22 protein-coding genes and 2 tRNA genes are annotated in these 21,960 nt (G+C 32.2%); 13 read left to right on the forward strand and 11 right to left on the reverse strand.

What is annotated here, in order from left to right:
* The first annotated feature begins 11 nt into the window (after positions 1-11).
* A complete protein-coding gene (bcp, locus tag ABD940_RS09490; protein WP_345202879.1) occupies positions 12-461 on the forward strand; it encodes a thioredoxin-dependent thiol peroxidase in 450 nt (149 codons plus the stop codon).
* Positions 462-548: 87 nt separating this feature from the next.
* Here the strand turns inward: bcp and ABD940_RS09495 are convergent, their stop codons facing one another.
* From ABD940_RS09495 to ABD940_RS09515, 5 genes are read right to left on the reverse strand one after another with little or no spacing between them, the layout of a single operon-like run.
* Positions 549-1,094 (reverse strand): GNAT family N-acetyltransferase, encoded by a 546-nt coding sequence (locus ABD940_RS09495; RefSeq protein ID WP_345202881.1) that lies wholly within the window; start codon positions 1,092-1,094, stop codon positions 549-551.
* Positions 1,054-1,728 (reverse strand): hypothetical protein, encoded by a 675-nt coding sequence (locus ABD940_RS09500; RefSeq protein WP_345202883.1) that lies wholly within the window; start codon positions 1,726-1,728, stop codon positions 1,054-1,056. The genes ABD940_RS09495 and ABD940_RS09500 overlap by 41 nt, the downstream gene beginning before the upstream one ends.
* Before the next feature lie 33 nt (positions 1,729-1,761).
* The gene (locus ABD940_RS09505) at positions 1,762-2,847 is read right to left on the reverse strand and encodes a mannose-1-phosphate guanylyltransferase (protein ID WP_345202885.1); all 1,086 of its coding nucleotides are present in this window, start codon (positions 2,845-2,847) and stop codon (positions 1,762-1,764) included.
* 2 nt (positions 2,848-2,849) lie between these two features.
* Complete coding sequence (locus ABD940_RS09510) at positions 2,850-3,440, reverse strand: SprT-like domain-containing protein (protein WP_345202886.1); 591 nt, start codon at positions 3,438-3,440, stop codon at positions 2,850-2,852.
* Position 3,441: 1 nt separating this feature from the next.
* Positions 3,442-4,764 carry a TolC family protein gene (locus ABD940_RS09515; RefSeq protein WP_345202888.1) on the reverse strand — a complete coding sequence of 441 codons (1,323 nt, stop codon included), beginning with the start codon at positions 4,762-4,764 and terminating at the stop codon, positions 3,442-3,444.
* A gap of 98 nt (positions 4,765-4,862) precedes the next feature.
* Between ABD940_RS09515 and ABD940_RS09520 the strand changes: the two genes are divergently transcribed.
* From ABD940_RS09520 to ABD940_RS09550, 7 genes are all read left to right on the forward strand, one after another.
* Positions 4,863-6,107 carry a bifunctional folylpolyglutamate synthase/dihydrofolate synthase gene (locus ABD940_RS09520; RefSeq protein WP_345202890.1) on the forward strand — a complete coding sequence of 415 codons (1,245 nt, stop codon included), beginning with the start codon at positions 4,863-4,865 and terminating at the stop codon, positions 6,105-6,107.
* Positions 6,108-6,154: 47 nt separating this feature from the next.
* A tRNA-Val gene (locus tag ABD940_RS09525) sits at positions 6,155-6,229 on the forward strand.
* 33 nt (positions 6,230-6,262) lie between these two features.
* Positions 6,263-6,337: transfer RNA gene (locus ABD940_RS09530), tRNA-Val, on the forward strand.
* A 327-nt stretch (positions 6,338-6,664) separates the two neighbouring features.
* Positions 6,665-7,858 carry a site-specific integrase gene (locus ABD940_RS09535; protein WP_345202892.1) on the forward strand — a complete coding sequence of 398 codons (1,194 nt, stop codon included), beginning with the start codon at positions 6,665-6,667 and terminating at the stop codon, positions 7,856-7,858.
* 52 nt (positions 7,859-7,910) lie between these two features.
* On the forward strand, positions 7,911-10,379 hold the full coding sequence (locus ABD940_RS09540; protein WP_345202894.1) for a DEAD/DEAH box helicase family protein: 2,469 nt from the start codon (positions 7,911-7,913) through the stop codon (positions 10,377-10,379).
* Positions 10,380-10,430: 51 nt separating this feature from the next.
* Positions 10,431-11,303, forward strand: coding sequence for an AAA family ATPase (locus tag ABD940_RS09545; protein ID WP_345202895.1), 873 nt, complete (start codon positions 10,431-10,433; stop codon positions 11,301-11,303).
* Between the two features lie 197 nt (positions 11,304-11,500).
* On the forward strand, positions 11,501-11,860 hold the full coding sequence (locus tag ABD940_RS09550) for a hypothetical protein (protein ID WP_345202896.1): 360 nt from the start codon (positions 11,501-11,503) through the stop codon (positions 11,858-11,860).
* Between the two features lie 295 nt (positions 11,861-12,155).
* Here the strand turns inward: ABD940_RS09550 and ABD940_RS09555 are convergent, their stop codons facing one another.
* The gene (locus ABD940_RS09555; RefSeq protein ID WP_345202898.1) at positions 12,156-12,389 is read right to left on the reverse strand and encodes a helix-turn-helix domain-containing protein; all 234 of its coding nucleotides are present in this window, start codon (positions 12,387-12,389) and stop codon (positions 12,156-12,158) included.
* Positions 12,390-12,485: 96 nt separating this feature from the next.
* On the opposite strand from ABD940_RS09555, the gene ABD940_RS09560 reads away from it, so the two are divergent.
* From ABD940_RS09560 to ABD940_RS09570, 3 genes are all read left to right on the forward strand, one after another.
* Positions 12,486-13,229, forward strand: a complete 744-nt coding sequence (locus ABD940_RS09560) for a hypothetical protein (RefSeq protein ID WP_345202900.1) — start codon at positions 12,486-12,488, stop codon at positions 13,227-13,229.
* A 72-nt stretch (positions 13,230-13,301) separates the two neighbouring features.
* Positions 13,302-13,679 carry a hypothetical protein gene (locus tag ABD940_RS09565; protein WP_345202902.1) on the forward strand — a complete coding sequence of 126 codons (378 nt, stop codon included), beginning with the start codon at positions 13,302-13,304 and terminating at the stop codon, positions 13,677-13,679.
* Positions 13,676-14,125 carry a JAB domain-containing protein gene (locus ABD940_RS09570; RefSeq protein ID WP_345202904.1) on the forward strand — a complete coding sequence of 150 codons (450 nt, stop codon included), beginning with the start codon at positions 13,676-13,678 and terminating at the stop codon, positions 14,123-14,125. The genes ABD940_RS09565 and ABD940_RS09570 overlap by 4 nt, the downstream gene beginning before the upstream one ends.
* A gap of 212 nt (positions 14,126-14,337) precedes the next feature.
* On the opposite strand, the gene ABD940_RS09575 is transcribed toward ABD940_RS09570, so the two are convergent.
* Genes ABD940_RS09575 through ABD940_RS09590 form a run of 4 tightly spaced genes read right to left on the reverse strand, consistent with a single transcriptional unit; the run spans position 14,338 to position 17,106 of the window.
* Positions 14,338-15,306, reverse strand: a complete 969-nt coding sequence (locus ABD940_RS09575) for a glycosyltransferase family 9 protein (protein ID WP_345202908.1) — start codon at positions 15,304-15,306, stop codon at positions 14,338-14,340.
* A gap of 2 nt (positions 15,307-15,308) precedes the next feature.
* Complete coding sequence (locus tag ABD940_RS09580) at positions 15,309-15,728, reverse strand: SufE family protein (RefSeq protein WP_345202910.1); 420 nt, start codon at positions 15,726-15,728, stop codon at positions 15,309-15,311.
* A gap of 47 nt (positions 15,729-15,775) precedes the next feature.
* Positions 15,776-16,882: a glycosyltransferase gene (locus ABD940_RS09585; protein WP_345202912.1), complete on the reverse strand. Its 1,107-nt coding sequence runs from the start codon at positions 16,880-16,882 to the stop codon at positions 15,776-15,778.
* Positions 16,882-17,106, reverse strand: coding sequence for a uroporphyrinogen decarboxylase (locus ABD940_RS09590; RefSeq protein ID WP_345202915.1), 225 nt, complete (start codon positions 17,104-17,106; stop codon positions 16,882-16,884). The genes ABD940_RS09585 and ABD940_RS09590 overlap by 1 nt, the downstream gene beginning before the upstream one ends.
* 152 nt (positions 17,107-17,258) lie before the next feature.
* On the opposite strand from ABD940_RS09590, the gene ABD940_RS09595 reads away from it, so the two are divergent.
* Positions 17,259-19,796, forward strand: a complete 2,538-nt coding sequence (locus ABD940_RS09595; RefSeq protein ID WP_345202918.1) for an ATP-dependent Clp protease ATP-binding subunit — start codon at positions 17,259-17,261, stop codon at positions 19,794-19,796.
* A gap of 177 nt (positions 19,797-19,973) precedes the next feature.
* Here the strand turns inward: ABD940_RS09595 and ABD940_RS09600 are convergent, their stop codons facing one another.
* A complete protein-coding gene (locus ABD940_RS09600; protein ID WP_345202921.1) occupies positions 19,974-20,501 on the reverse strand; it encodes a hypothetical protein in 528 nt (175 codons plus the stop codon).
* A 116-nt stretch (positions 20,502-20,617) separates the two neighbouring features.
* Between ABD940_RS09600 and mnmA the strand changes: the two genes are divergently transcribed.
* Positions 20,618-21,805, forward strand: a complete 1,188-nt coding sequence (gene mnmA / locus ABD940_RS09605) for a tRNA 2-thiouridine(34) synthase MnmA (RefSeq protein ID WP_345202924.1) — start codon at positions 20,618-20,620, stop codon at positions 21,803-21,805.
* Positions 21,806-21,960: the final 155 nt, after the last annotated feature.

Here is a 21,960-nt window from a genome sequence, read left to right on the forward strand (position 1 = left end):
ATTAAATCATTATGTTGAAAGTCGGAGATAAATTACCACAATTTGAAGGAACAAATCAGGATGGAGAAACAGTAAATTCTGAAAAATTAATCGGGAAAAAGCTGGTTATCTTCTTTTATCCTCAAGCAAATACACCAACTTGTACGGTAGAAGCGTGTAATTTGAGTGATAACTACTCGCAATTAGAAAAAGCAGGATTTCAATTGTTGGGAATCAGTGGAGACACTATAAAAAAACAGAAAAATTTTCATAGCAAATTTGCTTTTCCTTATGATCTTATTGCCGATGAAAGTCATGAAGTTCTTGAAAAATTCGGAGTTTGGCAGGAGAAAAAGACTTTCGGGAAAACGTATATGGGAATTGTAAGAACTACCTTTATTTTCGATGAAAACGGAGTTTGCACAAGAGTCATTGAAAAAGTAACTTCTAAGACTGCGGCTGAACAGATTTTGGAAGGGTAATTTTTAACACAAAAACACGAATATTTTCACAAATGACACGAATTATGGAGTGTTTGTTATTCGTGAAAATATTCGTGATATTAATGTTTAGTCTTCCGTTTCATAATACATCAACTCTTCGGGATCTCCCGGAATATTGACAAATTTCTGGAACGTCAATCCTAACTTTTCAATTAATCTTTGAGAAGAAAAATTATCTTTCGTGGTAATCGCAGAGATTTTCTTTAAGCCAAAATCATCCATTCCAATAGATTTTACCTTTATAGCAGCTTCATAAGCGTAGCCTTTTCCTTCGAATTCATCCAACAGAGAAAAGCCAATATCAACAACATCAAGACCTTCCCTTTCGAAGATTCCGACAGCTCCTACTTTTTGATTTTCATCTTTTGTAATCATCAGATAATTTCCAAAACCAAGTTTTTCCATCTGTGGAAGAAACCTGTTTTGAATATAGTTTTCTGCATCGGTAATCGTTTTTAAATTACGATCTCCAATAAATTGAATGAATTTCGGTCTATTATAAAGATCAAGAATAAATTCGCCATCTTCCAAAGACATTGGACGAAGGATCAAGCGTTCTGTTTCGTAAAAATTATTTTCGCTTTGTAGATCTTGCTGGTTTCTTTTTATCATCTTTTGGTTCTTCTTTTTTCTCGATTTTTAGAAGCCTCGGATTATTCGCACATTTTTTATTATAAAGCTCAATATAAGCTCCGTTATCTTTAACATTTGTAATTGTACCCGTTGACTTACTGATCGTTAAAGTAAAATGTTTTTTCTGATAAGGACATTCAGTAGAGGTTAGTTTCCCTAAATCCAAATAATAATTAGCTTTATCTTCATAATAATTTCCTGCCATATCTCTGAATTCCTCATCAATAATATATCCTTCAGTCGCAGCAAAAATTGCAGCATCCTGAATATCATCTACTTTTCCGACAAACTTTTTCAAACCATCAAGGGTCGTAATATAGTCCGTTTTTCCTCCTGAAGAATACACGATGTAATAGAACTCATCTTCTTCAGCAATTCCAATGTTAAATCCTGAAGATTGAGAAACATAGTCTTTTACAGCTCCCGATTGTTTTATAATATTATCTTTTCCGTAGCTTTTATGAATTAAAACCCAATTATCTGTTTTAATATTTGGAATAATATTCTGCAAAATACTAGAAACATTAGAAAACTGTTTCTTCTCCTGAGAATATGAAAATATTCCTAAAAATATGAAAATGAATACACTGAATTTATATGTAAATTTTACCATAGTTCAAAGAACGCAGAAAGCATACCAATTATTTTACATGAATTTGTCTCCCTTTTTGAAGCTTTTAAGGTCAAGAACGTAATCTTTTATCAACTGATCATGATCTCTCGGGCAAATTAATAATGCCTTATCTGTATCAACGATAATATAATTTTCCAAACCATCAATCACAACAGCCTTATTATTATTCTTCATACGGATTACATTTCCTTTTGAATTATATGTAAGAATTGGCTGCTTGGATTTTACTGCATTTTGATTTTCATCTTTATCTGCATTTTCATAAACAGAAGTCCATGTTCCAAGATCGCTCCATCCAAGATCGGCAGGAATAACATAGACGTTTTTTGCCTTTTCTAAAATTCCGTTATCAATAGAAATTTTCTGAACTTTAGGATAAATAAGTTCGATACAGCTTTTTTCACTATCCGCATTGTATTCGCAAGCCATAAAATGCTGTGTCATTTCCGGAAGATAAGCCTCAAAAGCATGATGAATACTTTTCGCACTCCAAATAAAAATTCCGGCATTCCAAAGGAAATCGCCGCTTTCAAGGAAGCTTTTTGCAATTTCAAGAATCGGTTTTTCTGTAAATGTTTTTACTTTATAATAATCTGAATCATGCTTATTTACAAACTGAATATAGCCATAACCCGTATCTGGTCTTGTTGGTGTAATCCCCAAAGTGACAAGATATTCGTTTTTAGAAGCAATATCAAAAGCCAACTCTACCTTTTCCAGAAAAGTTTGTTCTTTTAAAATAAGATGATCCGCCGGCAACACAATCATTGTAGCATTGGGATCTATCTCTGCAATTTTGTTGGCCATATAAAGATTACACGGAGCTGTGTTTTTCAACAACGGTTCACCCACAATATTCTCCTGTGGGATTTCCGGTAACTGTTGATGAGAAAGCTCAATATATTCTTTATTTGTAATTATAAATATATTTTCACGAGGAATGATCTTGCTGATTCTGTCATAGGTTTGCTGAATCATGGTACGTCCAACTCCTAAAATATCCTGAAATTGTTTTGGAAATTTCTGCGTGCTCATAGGCCAGAATCTACTACCGATTCCTCCTGCCATAATTACACAATATCTATCTGATTTTGACATTCTTATGTATATTTTTCCACCCGCGCTAAAGGCTTGAAAGAATACTTCCTTCCTGTAGCCAGGTTCTTACAAAGATAGTTTTTTTTAATTAGACCTTCTAATAGATACTTTTCATTTCTGTAAATAAAAAAGTCTCCTTTTTGAAGCTTTTCAATAAATACAAGTTTATCATCCTGTTTTTCAATATGAAAATATTTTACCAGATCCGGACTTGCCATAAAATTGGCTTTCGGAGATTTCGAAAATTTAACAATGATCGGCTTTAAATTTTCTTCATATACATCAAGACTCTGTAACAACATTTGCCTGAAAGTTTCTTTCCATTCATTTCCATGTGGCGAAATTCTCCTGCCATATTTTTCAAAAGCAATAAGATGTGCCAATTCATGAGTAAGCACAAAGAAAAATAACTGCGGTACTAAAGTAGAATTAATCGTAATTTCATGAGACTTATCAGAAAGTTTACGATAATCTCCTAACTTAGAATCCCTATTGCGAGTAATTTTTATATGAATATAATAATCTGCAAACCAGATTTTTAAATATTGAAGTGTATTTTGCGGTAAATATTTTTCTAATGATTGGATAGACATTTTATAAACTCAACGGAATTCCTGCGTAGAAATTCAATAATTTAAGACTAAAAACATAATTAAATTTAGCCTGAGCTACAGAACCCTGCGCATTAGCATAATTATTTCTGGCAACGTTTACATCGTAGATCGTAGATCTTCCTGCTGCGTAGCTTTTATCTGCAAAATCCAAAGCCAGTTTTGTACTTTTTTCTGCCTGAAGTGAAGATAAATAAATTTCATAATTGGCATCTACATCAAACTGAGCTTTCTGAACATTTTGTCTCACAGTCTGCTTCTGCTGCTCTAAAGTCGTTTTAGCAATCGTTTCATTTAATTTTGACTGCTCAACTTGGATTTTAGTAATTCCTTTATTAAAAATCGGAATATTTACAGAAAGTCCAACATTTTGTCCAAACTGATCTTTATATTGCTCAAAAAAAGTTCCTTGTACAACTCCAGGAAGAACGTTAAATGATTTATTGTAAAAAGTATTAAGACCAGCACTGGCTGTTAATGTAGGCCAAAACGCAGTTTTACTAACCTCAGTCTGTGCTTCGGCAGATCTTATTCTACTTTCAGCTGCTTTTACCTGTGGCTGAGTTTCGTAAGCCGTTGTTAAAACCTCATCAACAGACTTCAACTGTGGGGCTAATTGATCCGGAACGTCCACATTTTCAACATCAAAGTCTTTATACTCTTCAAGTTGTAAAAGCTGAGCCAGAGCAAATAAGCTTCTTCCGACATTAATTTCAGCTGTTTTTAAATTTTGTTTTTCTCTTGCCAGACCCGATTCAGCTTCAGCCAAAACTGTTTGTGCAGTAGTTCCTACATTTGTTGTGATTTTTGATCTGTCGTATTGTTTTTGAGCATTTTCAACAGCAGCTTCAGAGATTTTTACAATTTCTTTATTTAATAACGTTGTTAAATATTGTTGTGCAATCTGAAGAGAAATATCGTTTTTAATTGTTTCTATATCGTACTGGCTTGCTTCTACATCAAATTCGGTTTTTCTAATGGTTTTTTCCAGTCTTCCATTGTTATAAACCAAGATATCTGCTCCAAGATTGGGACTGTTATTGAACCTATCGTTTCTATAACTTCCTGCTCCTAATGATCCCTGTCCGAAGCTCACGCTGTTTCCAATACTTGCAGATACAGACGGAAGATAGTTTCTCTTCGCAGTTTTCAGGTTCAGATCCTGCATTTGTTTCGAGTATTCATTTTGGATAACCTGAAGATTATGTTTGGTCGCATAATCCACACATTCTCTCAAAGACCATTTTTTCTGGGCATTGACAGCCAGGCAAGATAATCCCAAAACAATAGTCAAAACTTTTTTCATATAAATATTTTTCCCTATTAGACGAAGCAAATATAAAAAAGTTACAGTTTTAAAAAATTATTGTTTCATTTTAATCAAACTTTTGAGAATTTTGTACCATGACAAACGAACAATATCAGGAAGCCGTTGATTGGCTCTTTGTACAGGCTCCTAATTATCAGATCGATGGGCAAAAAGCCTACAAACCGGGCTTGGATAATATCACAAAGCTTTGCGAATTTTTTGGAAATCCCCAGGAAAAAATAAAATGTATTCACATCGGAGGAACCAACGGAAAAGGCTCTTCAAGCAATATGCTGGCTTCCGTTTTACAAGAATCAGGTTACAAAGTGGGTTTATACAATTCTCCGCATCTTATAGATTTTACAGAAAGAATTAAAGTAAATTGTAAAAATTGTGATAAAGAATTTGTTTTTAATTTTATTCAAAAACTGAAAAATCTTCCGGAAGATATTCGTCCTTCATTTTTCGAATTTACCACAATCATGGCTTTTGAATATTTTTATCAAAAGAATGTTGATTTTGCGATCATTGAAGTTGGATTGGGTGGAAGATTGGATTCGACAAATATTATTAAACCTTTGATTTCTGCGATTACAAATGTCCAGTTGGATCATCAGAACATTTTGGGAGACACTATTGAAGAAATTGCGGCTGAAAAAGCAGGAATTATTAAAACTCATATTCCAATCATTTCCGGAGATGAAAATGAGGTTGTAAAAAATATTATTAAAAATAAAGCCGAAGATGAAAATGCTACTTTTGTTGATGCTACTTTATTAAAAACAGATTTAAAATCTGACTTAAAAGGAAATTATCAAGCAAAAAATATCAAAGTTGTTTTAAGTTTGATTGAGGAATTAAAAAAATTAAATTTCACTATTTCTGATGAAAATATTGAAAAAGGACTTTTAAACGTTTATCAAAATACTGGATTTATCGGTCGCTGGTTTGAATTTTCAAAAAATCCACTTATAATTTGTGATACAGGACATAATCAGGCTGGTTTAGAATACGTTTTTGCTCAACTAAATTCAATTGATAAACATAAACATATCATTTTAGGTTTCGTCAATGACAAAAAAATCGATGAAGTAATGAAAATTTTGCCTGAAAATTCTGAATTTTATTTTACAAAACCAGCCATTCATCGAGGAAGACACCCTGAAGAGTATGAAAATCTGCTAATCGCGGCAAAAATTTCTTATAAAATTTTTAATTCTGTACAGGAAGCGTATCTTTCTGCAAAAGAGCAATCTACAAACGAAGAAATGATTTTTATTGGCGGAAGTAACTTTGTTGTTGGAGAATTTTTAGAAAAAAATTTGGAGATTTATAAATAAGTCGTATATTTGCACCACTCTAATCGAGGAAACAATAACGATAAAGAGGGTTCTTAGCTCAGTTGGTTCAGAGCATCTGGTTTACACCCAGAGGGTCGGGGGTTCGAATCCCTCAGGACCCACAAAAAAGGAAACGAAACCTTTCAAAAAAATTAGGGCTCTTAGCTCAGTTGGTTCAGAGCATCTGGTTTACACCCAGAGGGTCGGGGGTTCGAATCCCTCAGGGCCCACAAAATCTCTCTTTTTAAAGGGAGATTTTTTTTGTTATATACTACATCTATCCTATTCATGGTCTTTCTAAGTGTTTTGATCATTCTTTCAGAAACTTAATTTTAATCATCATTTTCCAATTTTAAGGCAGACTTTTAGGTTACCCACTTTTAATCTAGGTTACCCATTTATGTTTTTAAACAGTTTGCATTCATTTTTATCTTAAAATTAAGGTTAAAAAAGAGGAAAACCCTACTTCCAAAAATCACAAAACAAATTAGACTCAGGTTACCCATTAGGTTACCCACTTCTAGTCTAGGTTACCCACTCAATCCCCCATTAATACTATGAAATTATCAATACTATTTTTACTAAGAAGAAACAAAGCTAACATAAAAGGACTTTGTCCTATTGAGTGTAGAATCACTTTAGATAGCCAAAGAAAACCTTTTTCAACTGGCATATTTATAAATCCAGATTATTGGAATGCTTCAAAACAGAAAGCACATCCTCCCAATAAAGGAAACACTCAAATCAACACCCAACTAAGCCTGATTAAACAAGACATTAATCAGGCTTTTTTGTTCCTACAAGTTCAGGAAAAGGATTTTGATGTAGATGATATCTACAGACAATTCAAAGGAGAGAATATCAAGCAGGATAAGTCCATTAATGAAATGTTTCATTTACATATCTCTAAACAGGAAAAACTGATTGGTATTTCTACCACTAAAGTATCAGTAGCTAAATTTTATCAGACACAGACTCATGTAAAGTCTTTCATAAAACATCAGTATAAAAAATCTGATTATCTTCTGAAAGATATGACTATGGCATTTATCACAGAGTTTGAGTTTTATTTAAAGGCAGAAAAGCAGTTTAAACAGAATACAATCTACAAGACCATACAAAGGTTTAAACAAATAGTTAAATTGTCTGTAGGATTAGATTACTTAGCCAAAGACCCTTTCCTACTCTACAGGAACAGGAAACCTAAAAAGCAAGTTGTATTCCTATCTAAAGAAGAACTTGAGGCATTAGAGAAACATAATTTTGCTTCTGAAAGACTACAACAAGTAGCTGATATGTTTATTTTCTGCTGTTACACTGGATTAGCTTATACAGAAATGTCAAAACTTAAAGAAAGTGACATTCAAAAAGGCTTTGACACCAATAAGTGGATACACATTCACAGGCAGAAAACTAATAAGAGTTATGAAATTCCTCTACTATTAAAAGCTTCAACTATTTTGAATAAATACAGAACTGAAAACCTGTTATTACCTATAGTTTCAAACCAAAGATTTAACTCCTACCTAAAGGAGATAGCAGAGATTGTAGGAATCAACAAAGTTCTCACTCATCATATAGCCAGAAAGACCTTTGCTTCTACTATCCTACTTTATAATGATGTACCTATGGAGATAGTTTCAGAATTACTTGGGCATTCTGAGATAGGAATAACTCAACAACATTATGCTAAGGTTGTAAAGGAAAAGGTTAGTACGGAGATGAGTAAGCTAAATTCTAAACTGAAATAATATCTATTTAACTGCTTTGTATTAATTTTACAGAGCAGTTAATATAATGCTAATGAAAAAAAAACATGTTACACCATTTAATAATACCCCTATAAACTTTAAACAAATAAATGCCTCAGATTTTGAGGGATTTTATGTCGAAGGTAATGGGAAAACTATAATTGAGCCTCGAAATGGATATATCTCAGAGCCACTACTTGAAAATATTGATTTGGGCAAAAAGGATACTACTATAATTAATGCAAGTGTTGGTCAAGGAAAAACAACAGCAGTAATAAAGTTTGTTGAATGGTATTACAAAACTCAAGATTATATTATCGTTATAGCTGCACCATTCAAGTCTCTTATAGAACAATATGAGTCTAAAATAAAAAAAGAAAGTGGCTTAGACAATATTATTTTTAATTATCAAAACTTTGAAGATGGTTTGGTAAATAGAAAAAACTTCAACTCTCTCCATCAGAAACCTATACAGATACTTACAATAAACAGCTTATTGGGAAATCCTGGTAAAATTGCTCTGAAGCAATCTGACATAAAGAGAGAATACTTTGAATCTTTAATTAATTATGCTGAAGATAATGGAAAAAAGATAGTATTAATTTTAGATGAGATTCATGAATCAATTCATAATTTCAAAGAAACTCTAATATTTAATTTATTTAAATGGAATTCTGTTGTTCACAAAACTATTGTATTAAGTGCAACATTTAACGAAGCCTCAAAAGTTGTTATAAAATATCTTGCAGAAATGACAGATAAAAAGATTAAAATAATTGAATCTGCAAGACATCATGTAGAAGATGAAAGGTTAAGTGATTTGCATTTATGCATATATGATAGTTATCATTACAAAGCTAATTCTCAAATTTTTGAATCACTTTTTATTGATGAGGGAAAAAAGTTTGATAAAATACATATTTTGTCATACTCTCAAAGTTTAGCTGAAGATATACACAAATCAGATTTAGGTAATAAGCTGAATGAAACATTTGGTGAGTTTAACCTCTGCATAAGTAAAAACAATCAGCCATTTGATGAGACAATTTGTAATATTGGAACTGTTTTTAAAACAGGAATCAGTATAGAAGATGAAAATTGTGGTTATTTTATAATTTTACCTCCCAAATCAGCACAAATAAATAATAATAACACGGGGAGGTTTGGTATTTTCACTGAAGGCATATTTAACATCATTCAAGCTGTTGCCAGACCAAGGGTTAAGGCAAATATTTATATAATAATGCCATCACCACAAAAGCTTATAAAAGTCCCTAAAATTCCTGAAAATTATATTAAGGTTACCAGTTTAGATTATTTGCCTTTTGATGATGAAAATAACCATTCACCCTACTATGACATCAATTCTCAAGATGCTTTGCTAAAATCTTTTTATTTTAATTTAAGAGAAAATCAGGATAGCGGAGAACAATTTGTTAATTCAAAAACACTGGATATTGTTCCCATTTTTCCAGAATATGAAAAATACAAGCTAACCGAGGGAGAAAAATACTATAGAAACTACTATGAAATATTTGGCAAAAACCTTTCAGACTATGTCTATTGGGCAGCTTGGAATAATCAGTTTGTAAACTGTAAATTAAGAACTATATCCAAAGTATCACTATTATTATTTTCATATGGTAATGTTCAAAATATGCTAAACAATTATTATGGCAAGACATTTTCAAAGAGCAGTTTTTTTGTTTTAAATTCTGACAAAGATTGTTATATAAAATTCAGATCATCCCTCTATTCTAATAATATAATCTATAAGCCAGAGGGGGAAACAGAATACAAATCAATCACACCGTACAGAAATTCAAATTTTGAACAACAAATAATTGCTTTTATACAAAGAAATAAGAGAGTGTTTAACTTTGATTTTAGAAAAAAGATTTATCCTCCTGATGGCGATATGGCAATTTACAAAAATGGTTCATTTATAGCTTGGAAAACACCTATTGATATTGATTCTATGCATAAAGAAACTTACCTCAGATTAGCGATGCTTTATTCAATTCAGTTAGAATATATCCCAAAAATCCTAACAACAGAAGAAACAGCCCTTATTAATGCTTATAAAATTTTATATAGTTATAAGGATATTCTTCTTTCTCAATATACTATTAAGAGTAAAAAAGGTGACTTACATTTACCAATAGATAGTAAAATAGATTTTAGAATAGAACATCAAATAGAATTGAATGCAACAATAGAAAATCTAAGAAAATATGACAAAAACCTCAAGATATTTAGTTTTTTACAAAAAAGTAAAAACTTAGTTCCTATTTATAAATTACTTAAAGATTTATTTTTTGTGCCTAAAACTACTACAATTACACCAGAAAATAGTACTAAAAAAATTAAAGTCAATGGTATAGAACTTATAGATTTTCCTAAAAAAAATGATTATATCAATCTTATATATTCTATTGATGATGCATGGATTTTACAATCAGGAAATGGAAATGTTACAGAAGAACATTCTAATGATCCATTATATTGGAATTTTGAATAATAATCCAATTTTTAAGAAATATCATATATGATCTAACAGTAAAATTTGGATATGAAAAACCAATCTTATTTCTATAAGGTTGGTTTTTTTGTTTTTAGTAAACCACCAGTAACAGAGTTATATTCATTTTCAAAATTAAATAGTAAACCAAAAATATTAACAATTAAATTTAAAATAATGAAATTAAAACAATCACAAAGACAACAAGTAAAGCTTAGATTAGGATTATCTGGAGCATCTGGATTTGGAAAGACGAAATCAGCCTTATTATTAGGCTATGGAATGACACAGGACTGGAGCAAAATTGCAGTTATAGATACTGAAAACTCTTCTGCTTCTCTGTATTCAGATTTAGGAAATTATAATGTTCTGGATTTACAAGCACCTTACTCACCTGAAAGATATATTCAAGCAATTGAGTTATGTGAAAAATCTGGAATTGAAGTAATTATTATTGACTCTGCAAGTCATGAGTGGAATGGTACCGGTGGGTGTCTTGACATTCATGAAAAAATGGGAGGCAGATTTCAAGACTGGGCTAATGTTACTCCAAGACATCAATCCTTTATCAATAAGATATTGCAGTCAACTTGCCATGTTATTACCACTACCAGAAGGAAGATGGATTATTCATTAGATATTGGTAGTAGAGGTGTCTCTTCCAGATGCTATATTATCATCCCCTTCAATTTCTATATCCTTCATCTTGTAACATTTGAATCTCTTCCTGAGGTTATGTTTTTGTCACCTTTAACCGTTTGTTTACTGTTAATCTTATTTTCAATTTTAGTGACTTTAGCTAAAACTATAAGTGATAATATGAATGATCCAATTGTAGCAAAAGCAGCAATAATGTTTAAAATTTCCATAGTTTTTAATTTAACCACTAAAAATAAGAAATTTTTTCAGAAAAAAAATTTTTAGACTATGAAAATTTATTCACTTTCAAATCCCCCTGTAAAAACCCTCACCCATCCTTGGGAATGGAAAATATCCCCCCACCAGTAATAATAAAGAGAAAAATTTTGCAGACAGTAATACAATCAAGGTGATAGTTGATGTACTATTGCTCCCAATTCTTTTGTTTCAGGTGCTTTTATCTAACTCAAAAATCAAAAACAATGGTAACAATTATCAACTACAAAAAAAGAGAAAAAGAAGATGGAACAAACTTCTTTGTTTTGGAAGTTCAAGGAGGAATTGAAATGGTTATGAGCCAAACCACCAATCAGTTCTATGCTACATCTAAAAAGGCTTCAATCACATCCACATTTGATGAAATTACATGTCAAGCATTAATTGGTACTCAAATGCAAGGTAGTATCATTAAGCAGCAATGTGAGCCTTATGAATATACTATTAAAGATACTGGAGAAATTGTAATTCTTCAACATAGGTTTATCTATGTACCTCAAGAGCAAGAAGGAATTAATGTACATCAACAAGAATCAGTAAAGAATAATCTTGTTACTGGTAATTGATAAAACTAAAGCAAAATATCCAAATTTTACTGTAATATCTTATATAGATTAGGGTGCAATTTGGATTTTTTTTTGCACAGTTTTTCCTTTTACTTATATACACACAAAGAAAATCTGTGAATTTTTGGTTAAGTTCATCAAACAGTAGAAATGTTCATTACTGGTGGTCAGAAGAATTTTGCAAAAAATTGAGAATCACCAGTAAGTGTGTAAGTTTAACTATGGTTTAATTAACAGATATTTAAAGTTTTTCTGAGCTTTAAAATAAGAATAGATTAGTATTAATAGCCAAATTCTAAGTTAGGCTGTTACTATTAAAGTTTAGTATTTCAAAGACTTCAACTTCTAACTTTTGAGCAATAATATATAATGTGTAGGCTGTAGGATTGGTATTGCCAGCTTCAAGTCTACTCATGTTAGATTTTTCAAAGTTACATAGTGCAGCCAATTCAACTTGTGATATTTTCTTATTCTCACGAAGTTGTTTAATTCTTTTACCAACAGCAATTTGAAACTCCTTTTTATCCACACTTTTAGATTAGTGACCAAAAGTGGTCATTTATGATAATTAAATGGTTATCATAAATGATACATTGATTATATTTGAACTTTAAAAACTATAAATATGAATGATATTAACAAATTAGGAAAAATGACAGAGATTATTGGTAAGTTTTTATTTGGCTTACTGGTAGCTATAATTATTGTAGTTGCTTTTGCAATGCAGTTAACAAAATATCAGAACAATGGGTTGTCTGAAAAGATAGCAGTTATGATTGGTACATTACTTTGTATGGTAATTTTGATTTTTATTTTAAGATTAATATTTAAACCAATATATAATTTAAACAGTGAGATACAGCTAATAAAAGAAGGCAAGTTAGACCCTCAAAGCTTTAAAACAAAATGGTTAATAAGTTTGATTTGTTCAGCTATTGTAAGCATTTTGCCTATTCTACCAAGTTTTGGATTGTCAATAATTATTATGTTACCACAGTTTTTATTACTGTACAAGTCAAATAAAAGTCTAAATCAGCAAAGTAATCTATCTTATTTTAAAGATGCAAGTAATCAAGCTGGTAGATTTATTCATAATAAAAGTTCATTCAGAGTTAATTTTAAAAATATGACAAAACAAGAATATTTAGTACTAATCCTTATAGTTGGTATAGTGATAGGTCTCTTTTTGGGATACATAACAGGGGAAAATCAATATTTTAATGCAATAGGAAACAGAATTAATGTTAGCAATGTAAATGATAATTCTGTAAAGGTTTTCAAATTTAATTATTTGCTTTTTTTCTGTGGATTTATCATTAGTAGTGGTTTAAGCTATCTTTTAATTTCAATAAAATCTAAAAAACAATAAAATATTACCTATCAATTTCTTAAATAAGACCATTGACCACCTTGTGTGGTTTTTTTTATAACTATAAACTAAATGAAAAAAGACATATATGACTTCTTAATTTTTAAACTCAACAGTGAACATTCAGATTATGAATTTGATTTAATTGCTATACCACCTTATGAAATTATTGAACAAGGATTATCATTAGAACCTTATGAGTATTTTGGTACTATAGTTGAGATTCTACATCAAAAAACAAAGCACATATTATTATATTTTAATGCTGATGTTTTAATGAGAGTGGAATTTCTGTTTAAAGGAGATTTGATAAACTCCCTAAAACAACAATTAGACAGTATCAATGTAGAGCTACCAGATTATTTAATGTTAATACTAAGGAAGAACAGAAAATACACAATCTTAATGTATCAGAATAAAGTATTAAATAAACCTCTTAAATTAAAATGAACAATATTAATCAGCAAGTTTCTGAAATAACAGTTTCTTATAAACCTGTTAGAAATACCAATAATCAAATAACTTCAAGTTTTGATGCTGTTAAATTAGTAAGGAAAGTTTGGAATGAAGATACAATAGAAATGCAGGAAGAAGTAAAAGTGATTTTATTGAATCAGTCTAACTTGGTATTAGGAGTTTATAGCTTATCCATAGGAGGAATGACAGCTTGTTTAGTTGATGTAAGACTGGTTTTATCAGTTGCATTAAAATGTTTGGCTACTGGTATTATATTAGTCCACAATCATCCAAGTGGAAATATAAAGCCAAGCTCCTCAGATCTAAGTATTGTACAGAAATTAAAAGAATGTTGTAAACTTTTGGAGATAGCTCTTCTTGACAATCTCATCATCACGAAGTATAATTATACAAGTTTTGCTGATGATGGACTATTATAGATTCCTATCAAAAAGGCATACTTTTAGGCAAACTCAAAATCAATAAAGCTTTGAAACCACTATGAATAAAGATAAATTAAAGGTTATGGAGAATCCCTCAGGGCCCACAAAATCTCTCTTTTTTAAGGGAGATTTTTTTTGTCTTAAATTTCTTGGGTTATATTTTCAAGATAGATTCCAAAAAAAAATCTCTCAAACTGAGAGACCATATATTATAAAATTTTTTCTACAATTTTTTGAATATTAAGCTCTTCCAAACAAGCCCAATCCCCACGATAACATTCTTTATCACCAAAAACAGAGCATGGTCTGCAGGTAAGATCATTTACCTGAACAACATCATTTTCACTTTGTCCGAAGCCTAAAAATCCAGCATAAGGATGCGTCGAACCCCAAACAGAAACACATCGTGTCCCCATTAGACTTGCCAAATGCATATTGGCAGAATCCATGGAGATCATCAATTCCAGTTCAGAGATTTTATTTAATTCCTCTGTAAGATTTAATTTTCCAGATAAGCTTTTTGTATTCGGAATTTCGTTTTCCCACTTTTCAAGAGTTTCTGTTTCCTGTTTTCCTCCTCCAAAAAAGTAAATTTTATGTTTCTGAGCTAAAATTCTTACTAATTCATATGATTTTTCTAAAGGAAGCATTTTTCCCTGATGTTGGGCAAAAGGAGCAAAACCAATTCCTGATTTATTAGAAGAAGTTGGTCTCAATTGATGTGACAATTCCACTTTAAAATCCATTTCACGGAAAACATCGGCATAACGCTCCACTGTTCTCCTCAATTGAACTTTATTAAGATTCCAAACATCTGTCAGGTGCTCTTTTTCCTCTTTTCCTTTATTGATTTTGAATACTTTAAGTCCTTTTCTCCTGTAAATTTTATCTAAAATTTTTGTTCTGATCACATCATGAAGATTAGCAACCAGATCCGGATGAAACTCCTTAATTAATTCATTCGCTAATCTTGTTAATCCAAAAAAGCCTTTATAATCATCAAGGTTAATTCCTTTGAATATAACATTCGGAATATCAGCAAATAAAGCCTCAAAATTACTTCTGGAAACCATCACGATCTCCACATCAGGATTTTGTTCCAAAAACTCACGGAAAACCGGCGCTGTCATCGCAACATCACCAAAGGCAGAAAAACGATATGCTAAAATTCTTGTCAAACCTAAGACTTAAGTTGATATGCGACTGCGTAAAATTTAATTTGCTTTGTCATCGCCATCAATCCGTTGGCTCTTGACGGAGAAAGAAACTCCTGTAAACCAATTTCTGAGATAAATTCGAAATCAGAATCCAAAATTTCCTGCGTAGAATGACCGCTGTAAATACTTACCAATAGAGAAACGATTCCTTTTGGCAAAATACCGTCAGAATCTGCATCGAAAAACAATTTTCCATCCTTAAATTCAGCGTCGATCCAAACTTTACTTTGGCAGCCTTTGATCAGATTTTCTTCAGTTTTTTTATCCTCAGAAATTCCCTTCAGCTCTTTTCCAAGATCGATAATATATTCATATTTCTGTTCCCAATCTTCAAGAAACGCAAATTCGTCGATAAGCTCCTGCTGTTTTTCTTTAATGGTCATTTTAAACTAATTTCTTTCTGCAAAGATACTAAATTATGCTTTAGACTTTAGGCAGTAGTAGAATTTGCCTTTTCAAAGACCTGCAACAATTTCACTTCTTCATTTTCCCAACAAAGAACGTTCGCCGCTTTTTCAAGTTCAGGTTGGTAATTTTTTCTTCCTTTATCTAAAATTGACTGAATTGCTCCAGCAATATCTTCAGGTTTGTGGCTTTTAATAATTTCGCCAATGTCAAATTGTCGCTTAATATTCTGCATTTCAGGAAGATTTGACAGAATTATCGGAACTCGTGCCTGAATACAATCCAAGACTTTATTAGGCAAAGAATAAAAGTAGCTTTCTCCCCCATTCTCTTCAATGCTCATTCCGCAATCGACAGTTGGAGTAATTTTTCTTAAATCTTCCGGCAATAATTTTCCTAGAAACTGAACTTTATCTTGAAGGTTTTCTTTCAAAACCAATTCTTCATATTCTTTTTTCATAGGACCGTCACCTGCAATTTTAAAAATAACATTTTCTAAATGATGCATTGCTAAAATCGCTTTATCGATTCCACGAAAAGGATTAATTACTCCTTGATATAAAATAATTTTCGGTGAATTTTCAGGAATTTCAAGGTTGAAATCTAATTTTCTGGGTGAATTTTGAACAACAACCGGATCAATTTTATATTTATTTTTAAACCAATTGGCATATCCCGAACTTGCCGTAATCATGAATTTAATATTCGGAATTAATTTTTTTTCAAGATAACGCCATAATTTTTGTGACATTTTGCCCTGAATTGCAGGCATTTCGGAAAAAATTTCATGGCTGTCAAAAATTAACGGGATATTTAATTTTTTAGCTATTAAATAGTTCGGCAGTAAAGCATCCAAATCATTGGCATGAAGAATCGTGTTTTTATCAGCTTTTTTCTTTAATTCATGGTATAATTTCCAGTTGAATTCGAAATAAGCGGTTTTTAAACTTGTCGAATTTAATTTAATTCTGGAAAAAGAATAAGGTCTCGACATTTCTTCGGCTCCATTCCAATCATTTCCAATTAATTCAATATCAAAACCGTTTTTATATAAAGTCCTGCAAACCTTTTCTATACGCTGATCCGTGTATAAATTGCTGAATGCAGAAACAATGATTTTTTTCTTCTGCATTATTTCTTTTTATCTACTAAAAGATAGTAAATTTGTATAAGACAGATCATTCCGTTTGGAATAATTACCGGCCAAAGCATTCCGCTGAATATCCCGTAGATGACAAAACAGATACATCCTATCATATTTACGACCCTTATTTTTCTTATATCTTTCAATATAAAACTCAATACAATGAAAAGTGAGGCGGAATATCCGATATAAGTAGCAAATTCGGGATTCATGAAAAAAAATTTGAGGATAACAAACTTAATCATTTTCAATAAGATAATAAAATTTTTTCTGCCATAAAGTCATTTATTGATTTTTGGTAAAATATTTGTAATTTAGATAATGGATAAATGGCAATGTTGCTTTTATTCTAATGAGATATATTATGGATTATAAGTTTTCACAAGGTTTGAGCCAAGTGTTCAAACAAAGCAAAAGCGAAGCTAAACGGCTGAAAAGTGAATTTCTTAATACAGAACATCTACTTTTAGGTATTATAAAAACGGAAAACTCTGCAAAAGAAATCCTTCAAAACCTTAATGCGGATTTAACACAAATCAGAAGAAAAATTGAAACTCTAAATACAGCAAGTCTTAATCCTATTTCTGAGGAGGTTACTAATATTTCTTTCACGAAGATGGCGGATCACGCGATCAAACGTGCAGAGTTAGAATGCAGACAATATAAAAGTAATGAGATTAATACCGTTCATTTGCTTTTAGGCATTCTTTATAAATATGAGGACCCTACTTCAAGTATTTTAGGAGCTTACGATATCGACTACGAAGGTGTTTCAAAAGAATATCAAACTATGCTTAAAAATTCTGGACAGGCGCCACAAATGAGTGCTTATGACGACGACGACGAAAGAGAGGATTTTGAGCAAATGAGAAAGCCTACAGGAAATTTAGGCTCTGCAAAAAGTAAAACTCCGACTTTGGACAACTTTGGTAGAGACTTAACTTCTTTGGCAAGAGACGGAAAATTGGATCCTGTCATCGGTCGTGAAAAAGAAATTGAGAGAGTTTCTCAAATCTTATCAAGAAGAAAGAAAAACAATCCGTTGCTTATCGGTGAACCTGGAGTTGGTAAATCTGCCATCGCTGAAGGTTTGGCTTTAAGAATTCAACAGAAGAAAGTTTCAAGAGTTCTTTATGGTAAAAGAGTGATCACTTTGGATTTGGCGAGTTTAGTTGCCGGAACAAAATACCGTGGTCAGTTTGAGGAAAGAATGAAGGCGATCATGACGGAACTGGAAAAAAACAGAGATGTCATCTTATTTATTGATGAGCTTCACACTATTGTTGGTGCAGGAAGCTCAACAGGAAGTTTGGATGCATCAAATATGTTTAAACCGGCTTTAGCAAGAGGAGAAATTCAATGTATTGGTGCAACAACTCTTGATGAGTACCGTCAGTATATTGAAAAAGATGGAGCTCTAGAAAGAAGATTCCAGAAAGTAATGGTGGAACCGACTAACATCGAAGAAACCGTTCAGATTTTGAATCAGATTAAAGATAAATACGAAGAGCATCATAATGTAGTGTATACAGATGAAGCAATTTTAGCTTGTGTCAATTTGACATCAAGATATATTACAGACCGTTTCTTACCAGACAAAGCGATTGACGCGATGGACGAAGCCGGATCTCGTGTTTATATTAAAAATATGAAAGTTCCTACTGAGATCATTGATTTTGAAAAGAAAATCGAAGACATCAAAGAAATGAAGCAGAAAGCCGTAAAAGCTCAGGATTATCTTGAAGCAAGAAAGTTGAAAGATGAAGAAGAAAGACTTCAGATGGAACTGAATTCGGCTCAGGATAAATGGGACAAAGATGTAAAAGAGAAGAAAGAAACCGTAACTGAAGAAAATGTAGCTGAAGTAGTTTCTATGATGAGTGGCGTTCCTGTAACGAAAGTTGGTAAGAACGAGCTTGATAAATTGGCTCAGATGGATGAAAAACTGAACGGAAAAGTGATCGGTCAGGAAGACGCTGTGAAAAAAGTTGTTAAGGCAATTCAAAGAAACAGAGCAGGTCTTAAAGATCCAAACCGTCCAATCGGTACATTCATCTTCTTGGGAACAACTGGAGTTGGTAAAACCGAGCTGGCTAAAGTAATGGCAAGAGAATTATTCGAATCTGATGAATCTTTGATCAGAATCGATATGAGTGAATATATGGAAAAATTCGCAGTTTCAAGATTGGTTGGTGCGCCTCCGGGATACGTTGGATACGAAGAAGGTGGACAATTAACTGAAGCTGTAAGAAGAAAACCTTATGCTGTGGTTCTTTTGGATGAGATTGAAAAAGCTCACCCGGATGTATTCAATATCTTGTTGCAGATTTTAGATGAAGGTCACGTTACGGACAGTTTAGGAAGAAAAATTGATTTTAGAAATACAATCATTATCCTTACTTCAAACATCGGTACGAGAGATCTTAAAGATTTCGGAGACGGTGTAGGATTCGGAACTTCGGCTAAGAAAACAAATACAGATTCTAGAGCAAGAAGCACAATTGAAAATGCCCTTAAAAAAGCATTTGCACCTGAATTCTTAAACAGAATTGATGATATTGTAATCTTCAACTCTCTTGAAAAAGAAGATATCAAGAAAATTATTGATCTTGAATTGAACAAACTTTACAGCAGACTTGAAAAATTAGGATATAAAGTTGAATTGACTGAAGAAGCAAAAGACTTTATTTCTGAAAAAGGATGGGATAAAGATTTCGGAGCAAGACCATTGAAACGAGCTATCCAGAAATATATTGAAGATTTATTGGCAGAAATGTTGGTAAACAAACAATTAAATGAAGGAGAAACTGTAGTTCTTGACGTGAATGAAGCGAAAGACGGTTTGACAGGAAAAACTTCAAAGCCAAAGAAATCAGCGGCTGAAAAGTCTTCTCAATCATAAATAAATAATTTTGTCATATAAAAAAGCATCGGGAATTTTCTCGATGCTTTTTTGTTTTTTATAATTTAAAAATCAACATATGTCATTCCGACGAAGGAGGAATCTAATTAACGGAATAGATTCTTCACTACGCTCCAGCTTCGTTCTGAATGACAAATGACTGTTAATTATAAACCCTTAAAGCCCAACCACAAATCCAATATTCGGAACCAGTCCACTCGAAAAAATACTGGAATTCTCTTTCCAAAGAACATTATACATCAAGCCGATCTGCATGTAAGAATTATTACCGATTCTTTGCATATAACCTCCTCCAAGATACAAAGCATCTTCGTCCGCATTTGCTTTAAAATCATAAAATTTATCTTTATAATTGATGAAATAATGCTGATAATTAGCACTTATAAAAAACGTTCTTGCAATATAATAATTCAGAAAAGGACCAACTCCAAACATTGTTGAACTATAAGAATTTGATTTCTGCCACGAAACACTTCCCAAAACTCCGCCTTCAAGATCATCAGTAAGCCTGTATCCTACTCTTGGAGCTGCTGAAATATTAAAATAATTATTGCTTCCGAAGCCAAAGCCAATTCCGCCACCGAAAGTCCAGCGGTTGTTATTTTCTGGAGAAGCCCCGACTGTAACTTGCGAAAACACCGCTCCAGAAATCATTAAAAATAAAGGAATAATAAATTTTTTCATATTAAATTGTTTTTATCGATGTTTAAAATTATGGTTTTTTTGCGAATATATTTAGTTGTATTTTTGCCGCGTCAAACTAAGAACTCCCGTTAAGAGTTTCGTAAAATTGAAATAAAATGAAAGTAGTAGTAGGATTATCCGGAGGCGTAGATTCCAGTGTTACAGCACATTTGCTGCAACAGCAAGGTCATGAAGTTGTGGCTTTGTTTATGAGAAACTGGAATGATGCGTCGGTGACGCTGGAAGATGAATGTCCTTGGATTGAGGATAGTAATGATGCTTTAATGGTCGCTCAAAAACTTGGAATTCCGTTTCAGGTAATCGATATGAGCGAACTTTACAAGGAAAGAATCGTTGATTATATGTTCGATGAATATCAGAAAGGAAGAACTCCAAATCCCGATGTTCTGTGTAACAGAGAAGTAAAATTCGATGTTTTTATGAAAACGGCAATGTCTTTAGGCGCAGATAAAGTAGCGACAGGACATTATGCGAGAGTAGACTCAACAGTTGATGAAAACGGAAAAGAAATCTTCCATTTATTGGCTGGAAAAGATAATAATAAAGATCAGTCGTATTTTTTGTGTCAGTTGAATCAGGATCAATTGTCAAAAGCATTGTTTCCGATTGGAGAACTTACAAAACCTCAGGTTAGGGAAATTGCAAAAGAAATCGGATTGGTAACGGCTGATAAAAAAGATTCTCAGGGATTATGTTTTATCGGAAAAGTAAGCCTTCCACAGTTTTTACAGCAACAATTGGTTCCAAAAGAAGGTGAAATTGTAGAAATTTTTAAAGATTCACCTTTATTTTCACAAGAAAAGCCTGAGTTTACATCAAAAGAAGAAGAATTAGAATTTTTAAGTCAAAAAATCAATTATAAAAAAGCAGACGGTAAAGTGATCGGAAAGCATCAAGGTGCCCAATTTTTCACGATCGGTCAAAGTAAAGGATTAGGAATCGGAGGACATAAAGAAAGCTGTTTTATTGTGTCCAGAGATATGGAAAACAACATTATTTTCGTTGGGGAAGGTCACAGTTTTCCCGGGTTACACAAAAAAGCCCTGAAAGTTGATAATGCTGAATTGCATTGGGTACGTGAAGATTTAAGGCTAAAAAATGGCGAATCTATGGAAGTAATGGCGAGATTCCGTTACAGACAGGAACTTCAAAAAGCGACGATCTATCAATTTGAAGATGCTTTTTATATGGAATTTGAAGTGCCACAATCTGCTATTGCGGAAGGACAATTCGCTTCGTGGTATATCGGTGAGGAACTTTTGGGAAGCGGGGTTATTTCCTAATTGAAAACAATTACTGTAAAACCGACAAATTCCTAGCCCCGATTGCAACGACATCCTTTTTCTGAGACAGGATTCGCAGAAAAGCATTGGCGAAAAAGATACAGTGGAAAGCGGGATAAAGCTCCTGAAAAAATTAAAAACAGAAAGAAATTCTA

The sequence above is a fragment of the Chryseobacterium ginsengisoli genome, assembly GCF_039542325.1.
In the GTDB taxonomy this organism is placed as follows: domain Bacteria; phylum Bacteroidota; class Bacteroidia; order Flavobacteriales; family Weeksellaceae; genus Chryseobacterium; species Chryseobacterium ginsengisoli.